The sequence below is a fragment of the Sutterella wadsworthensis genome (genome assembly GCF_003315195.1).
GTDB classification, from domain to species: domain Bacteria; phylum Pseudomonadota; class Gammaproteobacteria; order Burkholderiales; family Burkholderiaceae_F; genus Sutterella; species Sutterella wadsworthensis.
On sequence record NZ_QNRV01000031.1, the window covers coordinates 1 to 12,026 of the forward strand.

General features: G+C 58.3%; 9 protein-coding genes. 3 read left to right on the top strand and 6 right to left on the bottom strand.

From position 1 onward, the window contains the following. Both DES29_RS10350 and DES29_RS10355 read left to right on the top strand, forming a co-directional pair. The coding region (locus DES29_RS10350) for an FAD-binding protein (RefSeq protein ID WP_113854824.1) at positions 1–144 on the top strand (144 nt) is incomplete at its 5' end. Positions 145–348: 204 nt separating this feature from the next. Further along, on the top strand, positions 349–1,521 hold the full coding sequence (locus tag DES29_RS10355; protein WP_113854854.1) for an amidohydrolase: 1,173 nt from the start codon (positions 349–351) through the stop codon (positions 1,519–1,521). Positions 1,522–1,870: 349 nt separating this feature from the next. Here the strand turns inward: DES29_RS10355 and DES29_RS10360 are convergent, their stop codons facing one another. Then, the gene (locus DES29_RS10360) at positions 1,871–3,223 is read right to left on the bottom strand and encodes an MFS transporter (protein WP_005428985.1); all 1,353 of its coding nucleotides are present in this window, start codon (positions 3,221–3,223) and stop codon (positions 1,871–1,873) included. A 569-nt stretch (positions 3,224–3,792) separates the two neighbouring features. On the opposite strand from DES29_RS10360, the gene hydE reads away from it, so the two are divergent. Then, a complete protein-coding gene (gene hydE / locus DES29_RS10365; protein ID WP_113854855.1) occupies positions 3,793–5,001 on the top strand; it encodes a [FeFe] hydrogenase H-cluster radical SAM maturase HydE in 1,209 nt (402 codons plus the stop codon). A gap of 90 nt (positions 5,002–5,091) precedes the next feature. Here the strand turns inward: hydE and DES29_RS10370 are convergent, their stop codons facing one another. From DES29_RS10370 to DES29_RS10390, 5 genes are all read right to left on the bottom strand, one after another. Continuing rightward, positions 5,092–6,054 (bottom strand): AEC family transporter, encoded by a 963-nt coding sequence (locus DES29_RS10370; RefSeq protein WP_113854856.1) that lies wholly within the window; start codon positions 6,052–6,054, stop codon positions 5,092–5,094. A 122-nt stretch (positions 6,055–6,176) separates the two neighbouring features. Further along, the gene (locus tag DES29_RS10375) at positions 6,177–8,657 is read right to left on the bottom strand and encodes an excinuclease ABC subunit UvrA (protein WP_113854857.1); all 2,481 of its coding nucleotides are present in this window, start codon (positions 8,655–8,657) and stop codon (positions 6,177–6,179) included. A gap of 76 nt (positions 8,658–8,733) precedes the next feature. Next, the gene (locus tag DES29_RS10380; RefSeq protein WP_016474443.1) at positions 8,734–9,318 is read right to left on the bottom strand and encodes a flavin reductase family protein; all 585 of its coding nucleotides are present in this window, start codon (positions 9,316–9,318) and stop codon (positions 8,734–8,736) included. Between the two features lie 290 nt (positions 9,319–9,608). Next, a complete protein-coding gene (gene citF, locus DES29_RS10385; protein ID WP_021995033.1) occupies positions 9,609–11,147 on the bottom strand; it encodes a citrate lyase subunit alpha in 1,539 nt (512 codons plus the stop codon). Positions 11,148–11,149: 2 nt separating this feature from the next. Then, on the bottom strand, positions 11,150–12,019 hold the full coding sequence (locus DES29_RS10390; RefSeq protein ID WP_005428995.1) for an HpcH/HpaI aldolase/citrate lyase family protein: 870 nt from the start codon (positions 12,017–12,019) through the stop codon (positions 11,150–11,152). Positions 12,020–12,026: the final 7 nt, after the last annotated feature.

The window sequence follows — 12,026 nt, forward strand, 5'->3', positions numbered from 1 at the left end:
GGCAAGGTGATCCCGGGGCTCTGGGCTGCGGGTGAAGTGACGGGCGTCACGCACGGCACAAACCGTCTGGGCGGCAATGCCTACACGGACATCATCGTTTTCGGTCGAATCGCCGGCAAGGCTGCAGCTGAAGCTGCGAAGTAAGTCTCTAAAGCCATAGACTTTCTTTTGAGCCGGTTGGGCGCATTCCGCAATAGGGATGCGCCCATCTTTTTTTGAGTGCTTCCGAACGGGATCGGCGGTGAGCCCCAAGCGTTCGACGCCAGCCGATCGGGTTTGATGCTGCTTTGGGGGGCATAATTCAGCTTCCATATCTTTTCTTAGCGATTTCGTCTGGAGGCGGAAATCATGTCTCTTCTCACAGAACTTGAAGCTCACGCACCTGAGTACATTGAGTGGCGCCATACCTTCCATGAACACCCTGAGCTCGGGCTTGAAACACCGTGGACGGCAGATCTGGTCGCCGCGAAATTGAGGAGCTTCGGGATTGAGGTGACTCAAGGCGTCGGCGGCCATGGGGTCGTGGGCGTTTTAGAGGGCTCGCTCGGGCCGGGACGCACTGTGGGCCTGCGCTCAGACATGGATGCGCTTTCGATCACGGAAACAGGCGAATGCCCGTGGAAATCTCGTAAGCCGGGCCTTATGCACGCCTGCGGTCACGACGGACACATGACGATGCTTCTTGCTGCCGCACAGTACCTTGCTGCGCACCGTGATTTCAAAGGGAAGGTGGTCTTCATCTTTCAGCCTGGCGAAGAAGGTGCGGGCGGGGCTTTGGCGATGATCAAGGACGGTCTTTTTGAGCGCTTCCCCGTCGACGAGCTCTATGGTTTTCATAATTGGACAGATGTTCCCGTGGGAGAAGTGCGCTGCAGAAAAGGCGCAACGATGGCGGGTCAGGATTTTTTTGCGATTCGAGTGAAGGGCAAAGGCGCACATGCTTCCGCCCCGCAGCTCTCCGCTGACGCCGCGTTGGCCGCAGCCATGATCACGACGGCGCTGCAGCAGATTGTCTCGCGCAACATCGCTCCCCTGGATTCAGCCGTTGTGTCGGTGACGAAAATCCACACCGGAAGTGCCTTCAATATCATCCCGGAAACTGCAGAGGTCGGCGGCTGCACACGTTTTTTCTCCGACGAGACAGGCGCAGTGATTCGTGAGCGGATTGAAGCCGTGACGAAGGCGACGGCGGAATCGGTCGGCTGCACAGCCGAAGTTGAATTCACGCCGGTAGCGGCTGTGCTCAACAGCAATGCACGTCTGGCCGAAGAACTTCTCGCGGCCGCACGTGAAGTGGTGGGCGACGAGAAAGCTTCCTTTGCCGATATTCCGCAGATGGCGAGCGAAGACTTTTCCTACCTCGCCCGTGAGGTGCCGGGAGCTTACGGTTTTCTCGGCGGTCAGGCTCCATACGGCGCTTCAAACCTGCACAATCCGCAGTTTGACTTTGATGATCGGGTGCTCTCAACCGGCGCGGCGCTCTGGGTAACGATTGCGCGCCGCCGGCTAGCTGCGTCCTAATCCGGCAGCCGCTTCAAAAGTGTTCATTGCAGCGTACCAGCGCTTTATCACCGGAAGAGTGAAGCGCTGGGACGCAAATGTCTCCGCTTCATTGTGCGTGCAGAGTTCCGTCATTGTTTATTGTTTCGTCAGTGCGCTTTGGCAGCCAAGCTCAGGGCAGCGTCCTGGTCGTGCATAAACAATTGGGTCTGAAGAACCGCAAACGACCGGAATTTTGAAAAAGAAAACCGGTTCGGTGCATAACGCACGAACCGGTTCATGGCTTCATTTCTCTGGCGTTTAGAAGGCGAACCTTTGAAACATCAGCTCGCCCTCTGGAACGTTTGAGATGGGCTCAAGTCGTCGGGGCTTAGGGAGCCGGACGGAACTCCATCTGGGAAACAGCAGCGCCGCCGTTCTTATAGACCCGACGCATTGCGAGTGCAGTGCCGATCGATACGAGAGCGAGGAAGACAATGTAGGCCGAGAGCCCCATTGCACCGAGCGTGTCCGGATGCGTCTTGGCATAGGCATGGAGCGCAAAGGAGAGCTGCGGGGTGAAAGCGCCCGAGAGCGCATAGGCGATGTTGTAGGCAAATGAGATGCCCGAGAAGCGGATGCGGGCCGGGAAGACGTCGCACATGAAAATCGGGCAGAAGTTCATGATGCCCGCGAAGAAGCACGTGGCAAAGTAGGCGAGAACGACTTCAGAGACAACCGGAGCGGCCGTATAGAGAAGCGAGAAGAACGCCACACTTGAAACCGCGAAGCCCGCGGAGAAGAGGATGCAGAGGGTCGACGGATTGTGCTTATCCGCGAGCCGGCCGGTCAGCCAGCAAGAACTCACGATGCAGACCAGGCCGCCCATCTGGAAGTAGGTCGTCTCAAAGGGCGAGAAGCCAAGGACGCCGCCCACAAAACCCGGCATCAGCAGGATGAACACCACAATGCAGCCCGTGAGCACCCAGGTGATGAACATGGAGATCCAGATGCCGAAGCGCGAGGTCTTGACAACTTCTTCGAGCGGGAACTTGGCAAGCGCCTTGCTTTCGCGCATCTTCTTGAAGACCGGCGTTTCCTGAAGGAAGCGGCGCAGATAAATCGAGATCAGACCGAAGACGCCGCCGATCACGAACGGAACGCGCCAGGCCCAGTCGGAAAGTTCCGCCGGCGTGTAGATGAAGTTCATCAGGAGCGCAACGAAGGAACCGAGCAGAATGCCGCCGGTGACGCAGCCCGTGAGAAAGCCGACAAAGGCGTTCTTGTGGCCGGCTGGTGCGTGTTCATGAATGAAGACCCAAGCGCCCGGCAGTTCGCCGCCGATCGCGATGCCCTGGCAAATTCGAACGAGAATCAAAAAGAGCGGAGCAGCATAACCGATCGTTTCGTACGTAGGAATTACCGCGAGCGAGAAGGTCGGGATGACCATCAGCGCAATCGAGAGCATGAACATGTTCTTTCGGCCGAACTTGTCGCCGAAGTGAGCCATCACGACACCGCCGAGCGGGCGGGCGAGATAACCGGCGGCAAAAGTGCCGTAAGTGTTCAGCATGGCCCAGAACTCACCGATCCCTGCGGGGAAGAAGTGCTGGGAAATAATCTTTGCGAAGAAGAACACGATGATGAAGTCGTAAAACTCCAAGATCCCGCCGAGCGATGAGAGCCCGAGTGTTTTGAGTTCGCCTCGGGACAGACCCGATGCGGAACATTGCTGCTTTTCCATTTTCCTTATTCCATGAATAGTTCGAAGTTGCAGTCCCTAGATCAAATTAGGGACAACCCGCACCAAAAGGTGACGTCTCTGATCTTAGTCAGGGCTGGCAAAGACGGAATACCCCTTTTGGCAGAGGTCTAAATCCGTATACAATGAAAATTAAGGGTCTTCGCTCAGGGGTTTAAACGGATCGGCAAATCACCTAAGTTAAATAGCGTAGCTTGGTTTAATCTTATTTGAACGAAGCTTGACAAAAGCGTAGACGTCTTGGATAAAACGCCTAATTGCGTTGTTAACGATTTGATTTCCAATAAAAATCGATTATCGATAAATGCAAATTTGCAAGGACGGGCCGGCAAAAATCTCTCAGAGAGCTCGATGGTCCTCGAAAAGCTTCGGGCTGATGAGGGGGCGCGAGCTTAGACGAGGGAGTGTCCATCCACAGTCCTTCGCTCGTGTTTTTTCGCAGTTTGCTGCGCTTTGCCGGATGCACATTCGTAAGATCGGGTTAACCCGCTTTGCTTAACTTTGATGCACAATACGGTCTCGAAAAAAGACCCCAGGAATCCACTCTCATCATGGAACGCACGCAACTCGCAGAACTGCTTGCCAAGGCTGAAAAAGCGGAGCCCTCAGAACTCTCTGACCAAGAGATTGTCGCGCTGCTTGGGCTCACAGACCCGGAAGACTGCCGAATGCTTAAGGACGCAGCCTTTCGCCGCACGACCGCGCTGATGGGCCCGTACGTCTACTACCGCGGCCTGATTGAGCTCTCAAACATCTGCACGGCCAATTGCCGCTACTGCGGCATTCGCAAGGCCAACCACGACGTCAAGCGCTACACAATGACCAAAGAGGAAATTGTGGAAGCTGCGGTCTGGGCTGCTGACAACGGATACGGCTCCGTCTGTCTGCAGGCGGGTGAGCGCCGCGACGAAAAGTTCATTGAATTCATCTGCGAGTGCCTGCGGGAAATTCATCTTAGGACCAAGCGTCCGATGCTGCCCAAGGGTGTCGGCGTGACGCTTTCCCTGGGAGATCAGCGGGAAGAAACCTATCGCCGCTGGGCAAAGGCCTGCGGGAATCCGGAGTCGATCCGCTACCTGGCGCGTTTCGAAACTTCGAATCCGGAGCTTTTCAATCTGCTGCACTCAACCCCCGGCACCAACGAAAAGAATCTCGAGCACCGTTTCGAATGTCTGCGCAGTCTGCGCCGTGCGGGGTACCAGCTCGGCACGGGCGTGATGATCGGCATTCCGGGTCAGACGCTCGAAGACCTCTGCCGCGACATTCGTACGTTCCAGCAGCTTGACGTGGACATGATCGGCATGGGACCGTACCTGAAGTGCGAAGGCAATGACCTCGAGTCTCTCGGGCAGATGGAGCCGAAGGCGCTTTTGCAGCTTGCGCTCAATATGATCGCCGTGACGCGTCTCGTCATGGGGCCGATCAATATTGCCGCCGCCACGGCGCTTCAGGCCATCCGTGACGACGGACGCGAAATGGGCGTCGAATACGGCTGCAACGTCGTGATGCCCAATCTTTCGCCGCAGCGCTTCCGCAAGGGCTATCAGCTTTACGACAACAAGCCCTGTCTCGATGACGAACCGACGCACTGCGCTTCGTGCCTTGAAAGGCGCATTGAAAGCCGAGGCCGTCTGGTGGGCTGGAATATGTCGGGAAGCTCCCGTCGATTCCTGCGCCGCGTCGGACGCCCCGATGAGGTGCGTCCGGTCAAGGAATTCACCGCCGAAGGCAAGCGTCTCATCCGCCTGCATTCAGTTTGATTGCCTGCAAGAGCTTTGGCCGGCAAACACTAAGCCGGATCGGCGTGAATGCGCCGGATCCGGCTTTCAGCGTTTCGGGCCGTCGATGAATCAAACAAAGTTGACAATGAAGAGCAGGACCGGTAGCGCAAAGACCAAACCGATCGTCGTCGCGCCCACGGCTTCGGAGGCGAATTCTTCATCTGCACCGTGAGCACGGGCGAGAACGGCAATGACGCTTGACACCGGAAGCATGGTGGCGGCAACAAAGACTTTGCGCATCATGGGGTCGAGATCAAACGGGGCCGATACCAGATACATCACGAGCGGGCGCAGAACAAAGCACGAAAACATGACATACCAAACCTCTCGGGGCACGTGTCTGAGCTTTTCGAAGCCGACGCGGTGAATCGTCATGCCGATGAAAATGAGTGCCAGCGGAGACGTAATGGAGCCGAGGCTCTTAAAGGTTCCCATAAGAAAGTTCGGGATCGGTATGGAGATGAGCACGAAAACGATGCCGAGCAGAAACGCAACGACGGGCGGCGCAAAGATGATCTTGACGCTTTTGAGCGTAAAGAACGTCGGACGCACGCCGCCTCTGCGCGCCACCCCGTCCATTTGAATGCGATAGAGGCCGACCGACCAGATGAAAAAGCAGTTGGCAAAGAAGTAGACGAGCAGGTAGGGAATGCCGGCTTCGCCGAATAGGGCGGTTGTCATCGGCACGCCCACGAAGAGCACCGTTGCGCCCGAAAAGCTCGCAACGAATACGCCTCCGAGCTCCTTTCTCACGAGTCCGACTCGAATCATCGCCTCGGATATTGCCCAGTTGAGGCCGATGGTAATGAAAGGCAGAAAAGCCATCTCCAGAAGTTTGATCATTTGCTCGCGGCCGAACTTCGAAGTCACTGAGTAAAAGAGAAAAACCGGAATGAGTGCATTAACGAGCTTGGCGATTGTGGCGCGGCCGGCGTCCGAGATGGTTCCATGATGGGCAAGCCACCAGCCGTAGCCGGCGACTAACACCAAAACCATGGTGTTGGAGATGGATTGGAGGAGAGCTTCTGACATAAAGAGTGCCCGGCAAATCCGGGTTTTTAAGGTTCGGGGGTTCCCTAATAGCTTTAGTCTAGGCCCAGAGCGGTCAAAGCTTCCTTGAGGACTTATACGCAATACATCGGCAGAAGACGAAATCAAATGTATTGACCGGTAATGCTCCGCGCTTGAGCTTTGACGTCTTCGGGCGTGCCCTGAACCACCAGTTCGCCGCCTGCATCCCCGCCGCCCGGTCCGAGATCGACGATCCAATCGGCCGAACGAATAACATCGAGATCGTGTTCAATGACAATGACTGTCGAGCCGTTCGCGAGCAGCTGTTCGAAAACTTTGAGAAGCACGGCTACGTCTGCGGGGTGGAGTCCGATGGTGGGTTCATCAAACACAAAGAGCGCATCGCTCTGGCCTCTGCCCATTTCACTCGCGAGTTTGAGACGCTGAGCTTCGCCGCCGGAAAGTCCGGGAGTGCCTTCGCCGAGCGTGAGGTACCCGAGACCGAGATCTGCGAGCGTTTTAAGGCGCGAGGCGACGGTTTTAAGGTCTGCGCACGCTTGAAGCGCTTCGTCGACATCCATGTCCATGAGCTCGGGAAGCGAATAAGTGCGCCCGGCCTTGTTTGTGCGTTTGATGAGCTGCGCCTCCTTGGCGTAGCGCGATCCTCTGCAGTCCGGGCACGGAATATCAACGTCGGGAAGAAACTGCACGTCCAGACTCACCACGCCCGTGCCGTCGCAGGCGGGACAGCGCAGACGGCCGGTGTTGTAGGAAAAATCGCCGCTCTTCCAGCCGCCCGCCCTGGCGTCTGCCGTCCGGGCAAAGACTTTGCGGAGTTCGTCGTGGACATCAGCGTAAGTTGCAGCAGTAGAGCGAATATTGGTGCCGATGGGAGAGGCGTCAATGAGCTGCGCGCGGGTGATGCCGGGCGCTTCTGCGGCACGGACATGGGCGGGGAGCGCTCTGCCTGCGGCTGCCGCCTGAAGCGCAGGGACGAGGCTTTCGAGCACCAGCGTGGATTTTCCCGATCCCGATACGCCGGTTACCACCGTGAGCCGCCCCTTGGGGAAATCGACTTCGAGGGGCTTTACAGTGTGGATCGCGAGCGTCGAAAGATGAATGCGCCCGAAGGCAAACATTTCATCCTTAGCGGCGCGTGACGTGCGCGCGGGCGCTGCACGGCCGGCGAGGTAGGGTCCGATGCGGGAGGCGGCATTCGATTCAATGGCCGCGACGGTGCCCTTAGCCAAAAGGGTGCCGCCCTTTGCGCCGGCGCCCGGCCCCATTTCAATCAGCCAGCCCGCCTCGCGCAGCACCTGCACATCGTGATCGACGAGCACGATGGAATTGCCGTCGGCGAGGAGGTCGTGCATAACGCCGATGAGTCCTTCGAGGTTGGCCGGATGGAGGCCAATCGAGGGTTCATCGAGCACGTAAAGCACGCCGGTTGTCCTGTTGCGCACGGCGCGGGCGAGCTGCATGCGCTGACGTTCTCCCGTTGACAAAGTCGAAGATGCGCGGTCGAGCTGCAGGTAGCCGACGCCGAGATCCATGAGCCGCTTGGCAGCATCGAGAAAGGATTCGACAAGACGCTCGGCCATTGGGCGCATCGGCGGCGGAAGCGATGCCGCAATGCCTTTGACCCAATCAATGGCTTGCGTGAGCGTCATGCGGCAGACCGCGTCGAGAGAGATGCCGCGAACGCACGGCGCCCGGGCAGCATCCGAGAGCCGAGTGCCGCCGCAGGCCGGGCAGACGGATTCCTTGAGAAACTTTTCCACCCGCTTCATGCCTTTTTCGTCTTTGACCTTGGCGAGCGCATTTTCAACGGTATAGACGGCATTAAAGTAGGTGAAATCGAGTTCGCCCGCACTGTTGGTGTTCTTGGCTTTGTAGAAGATCCGTTTTTTGACGGCCGGCCCGTGAAAAACGATGTCGCGCTCCTTGGGACTGAGATGCTTAAAAGGCACATTCGTGCGCACGCCCATCGCGCGGCAGACGTCGACCATGAGCGACCACATCAGGGTGTTCCACGGCGCGACGGCGCCTTCTTCTATCGTGAGGTTTTCATCGGGAACGAGCGTCGACTCGTCAACCGTTCGGATCAGACCCGTGCCGCTGCATTTGGGACAGGCCCCGCGGCTGTTAAAAGCTAGGTCTTCTGCACCCGGCGCAAAGAAATGCACGCCGCAGGTCGGGCAAATGATTTCTTTTTCAGCGGCGACATTGAGCGTCGGCGGCACGCAGTGTCCGTTTGGACAGCGGTGGCTTGCCAAGCGCGAGAAGATGAGGCGCAGGCCGTTGAGGAGTTCTGTTCCCGTTCCAAAAGTACTGCGGATCCCGGGAACAGCAGGCCGCTGGTGCATGGCGAGCGCTGCCGGCACATGAAGCACTTCGTCAACGTCGGCCTTCGCGGCCTGCGTCATGCGGCGCCGGGTGTAGGTTGAAAGCGATTCCAGATAGCGGCGCGAACCTTCCGCATAGAGCACCCCGAGCGCGAGCGACGATTTCCCGGAACCCGATACGCCGGCAATGCCGACGATCTGATTGAGCGGTACCTCCGCATCGATGTTCTTTAAGTTGTGTACGCGGGCGCCGCGCACCAGAATGCTCTTCGGGATCATGGCGAATCAACCATAAAAAAGGACGGCGAAGCGCCGTCCTTCCGATTTTCAGAGAGAGAATGGCAGTGCCGAAAGGTTACTGCGCTGTCGGCTCCACGTCGACCGCTTCACCGAGGAGGAAGAAACGGCCGCCGGAAACGTAATGCGTGGTGCGCATCTCTTTGGGCGCGTGCTCGAAGTCGGGTCTGCCGTTTTGGTAGACGCGTTCATCTCCCCAGGCGGCAACGGCCTGCCCGAGGAAGAGGTCGTACTTCTTTGAAAGTTCGTCCGTTTCGGGGAGTTTCTTGAAAATGGCCCAGGCCGAGCAGCCGCGGGCAAGCGGAATCTTGAAGCCTGGCTGCGTGAAGAGCGCCATCCCGCTTTTTTCGAGTTTTTCGGGATCTGCATTCTTGCTCACGGATCCAAGAGACAGGAGCTCAGGAAGAATGCCCGCAGAAGCAACGCCGAGCGCAAAGTATTCGGATTGATCCATGAGCTTGCGGGTGTAGTGGGATTTGTCCACTACCACCAATACCTTGTCGTAGTCGAGCGGCGAGGCCCAGCTCGCCGGCATCATGTCCGTTTTGCCGTCGTGTTCTGCAGAAACAAGCACCGTGCCGCCCAGGTTAAAGAGCTGCCAGATTTTTGCCGCATCCAGCGCAGCGATTTTGGGTTCAGTCATTGAAATTAGGCTCCAAAGCATCAGCAGCTGCCGCAGGCGGACCTCGCGCATGATGCGCGGCCTGAGCGGGAGTGCCGATAATGAAAATGCTTCACATTATGCTCGAGTGCAGACGGATCGTCTGCATTTCGCAATTCTTTGGTACTGATCCTAATCGTCTTCGCCCTTTGCCGTGGGTACAAAAAGATCGAAAAACTGCGCGATTGTGATCGATTGATACGGAAAAAAAGGGAGTCCCGCTCAAACGAAACTCCCTGAAAGGTTATGAATATGCGGCTGGACGCAGGCCCTTATGCTCTGGCACGCACAACGTCAATGATCGTGCCGTCGCGGTACTCGACGATCCCGACGATGCGCTCGCCCTCGGGAATCGGACGGGCCTTGCCGCAAAGCCGCTCGGCCTTTTCACGGAGCTTTTCGATCGAATGAACTGGAAGCTTCGCTTTCGTGAAGCGCTCAAGCAGGTCTGTACGGCGCGGATTTACCGCAATGCCCCACTCGGTGACGAGAACGTCAACGGTTTCGCCCGGCGTGCAGATGGTGCGTACGCGGTCCTTGATCACCGCGATGCGCGAGCGCGTGAGGTTGGCCGTGATGATGGTCATCTTCGCGCCGGCCGCAGCGTCGCTGTGACCGCCCGAACCCCCCATGATGGCCCCGGCGGAGCCCGTCAGCACGTTCACGTTGAAGTCTGTGTCGATCTCAGTGGCGCCGAGAATGGCGCAGTCGAGCTGATTCACAATGCAGCCCGAATTAAAGGGGCTTGCATAGAGACATGCGCCGACCTCTTCATGAGCGGGATTCTCACGAACGGAGCGCACGGCTTCGAGGTCAAAGTCCTGTACGTCAAGGATGCGCTTGAAGAGGCCTTCTTCGAGCATTTTGACCAAGAGACCGGTGATGCCGCCCATGATGAAGCTGCCGACGACGTGCTTCTCTCGCATCATTTCCGCGATAAAGGCCGCTGCGGCGAGCGAAGCGCCGCCCGCACCAGTCTGAAGCGAAAAGCCGTTCTGAAGAAGGCCGGAAGCAGCAATTGCCTTGGCGGCGTTCTGAGCGATGATGAGCTGCACCGGGTCTTTCGTCACCTTGGTTGTGCCGGAAACAATGCCGTTGGGATCGCCGATCTTCTCGAGCTCAACGACCCAGTCGACGCGTTCCTGAGAAATGGAGATCGGCGTGAGCGGATAAGGCTGCAGATTATCTGTGACGGCAACGACCTGATCGGCATAGTCCGCATCCGGGAAGGCGTAGCCCAGGGAGCCGCAGGCCGTCTCGCCCGTGACGCCATTGATGTTGCCGTATGCGTCGGCCGAAGGCGCTGCAATGAAGGCGACGTCGATGTGGAGGTCGCCGCATTCAATGGCGCGGGCTCGGCCGCCGTGCGTACGGAAAACAGCAGCTCGGGGGAGGAGTCCCGAGGAGACGGCCTCGGCTACTGGTCCGCTGACGTAGTCGGAATCGATGCGTGTGATAACGCCGGATCGGATGAATTCAACAAGCGGGGCGTGCACGGGGAAGATCGAACTTGCCGCGATGCGCAGATCCTTGATCCCGCGCTTTGCAGCCGCTGCAATCACCTGGTTCATCAGCATGTCGCCGTTGCGGAAATGATGATGGAAGCTGAGCGTCATGCCGCTTTTCAGGCCGACCTTCGTGAAGACGGCGTCAAGGTCCGGCAGGCACTTGGCATCGCCCGGCAGTCTGCACTTGACGGGGGGCGCTGCGCGCGTCCCCGAGGGGCGGGCGGCGAATGCGCCGGCAAAGGGTTTGAGCTCGATGCCGTCGAGCTGATCGGGAATCTCGCGGCCGAGAATGGTCTTGCGCATGGTTATTCCTCCTCAAGCAGGCCGAGCATGTCTGCCATATGAATGGTGCGGCGGGCCCGGGCGACGATCGGCGCATCAACCATTTTGCCGTCGAGCGCAATGACGCCGGCACCCTTCTTCTGAGCTTCTTCAATGACGACAAGAATGCGCTTGGCCCAGGCGATTTCTTTCGCGGTCGGCGCAAATGCCTTGTGGATCACGCTGATTTGGCGCGGATTGATGGCAAACTTTCCCTTGAAGCCGAAGGTACGGGCGTTCTGAGTGTCGAGAAAGAGCCCTTCGGGATCGTTGGTATCGGCGAAGGGGGCATCGATGGAGTCGATGCCGGCTGCCGCTGCAGCGTTGGCGAGCATGCCGCGGGCAAAGATGAGTTCGCGGCCTTCGCGCGTGCGCTGAGTGCCCAGCGATGCGGTGTAGTCCTCGCCGCCGAGCGAGAGGAGCGTCACGCGTTTGCTCGCCAAGGCAATTTCGAGACACCGGGCGAGCCCCATCGGCGTTTCAATGAGCGGCATGATGAGGGTCTTCTTCGCTGCGCCGCAGGCCGCTTCAGCCTCTTCGAGCAGTGCTTCGCAGGCACGGATGTCGTCGATCGATTCGGTCTTGGGGAGCATGACTGCATCCGGGCGGCAGGGCACGACAGCAGCAATGTCCGCTTCGCCGCCGGTCGCGAGCGTGTTGATGCGCACGGCGCGTTCTACGCCCGCGTAATCAACGCTCTTTAAGGCGCTCGCAACCAAAAGGCGCGCCGCGTCCTTTTCTGCGGGCGACACAGAGTCCTCGAGGTCGAGGATGATGCCGTCAGCGCCGAAAACTGCGCCGGACTGCAGATTGCCGGGGTTGTTTCCCGGCAGAAACAAAAGCGTACGTCTCATGATGAGT

Excerpts from the sequence above, each read along its gene's own strand:
- DES29_RS10360 (WP_005428985.1), bottom strand. The coding sequence starts at position 3,223 with ATGGAAAAGCAGCAATGTTCCGCATCGGGTCTGTCCCGAGGCGAACTC.
- DES29_RS10380 (WP_016474443.1), bottom strand. The coding sequence starts at position 9,318 with ATGACTGAACCCAAAATCGCTGCGCTGGATGCGGCAAAAATCTGGCAG.
- DES29_RS10355 (WP_113854854.1), top strand. The coding sequence starts at position 349 with ATGTCTCTTCTCACAGAACTTGAAGCTCACGCACCTGAGTACATTGAG.
- hydE (WP_113854855.1), top strand. The coding sequence starts at position 3,793 with ATGGAACGCACGCAACTCGCAGAACTGCTTGCCAAGGCTGAAAAAGCG.
- DES29_RS10370 (WP_113854856.1), bottom strand. The coding sequence starts at position 6,054 with ATGTCAGAAGCTCTCCTCCAATCCATCTCCAACACCATGGTTTTGGTG.
- DES29_RS10390 (WP_005428995.1), bottom strand. The coding sequence starts at position 12,019 with ATGAGACGTACGCTTTTGTTTCTGCCGGGAAACAACCCCGGCAATCTG.
- citF (WP_021995033.1), bottom strand. The coding sequence starts at position 11,147 with ATGCGCAAGACCATTCTCGGCCGCGAGATTCCCGATCAGCTCGACGGC.
- DES29_RS10375 (WP_113854857.1), bottom strand. The coding sequence starts at position 8,657 with ATGATCCCGAAGAGCATTCTGGTGCGCGGCGCCCGCGTACACAACTTA.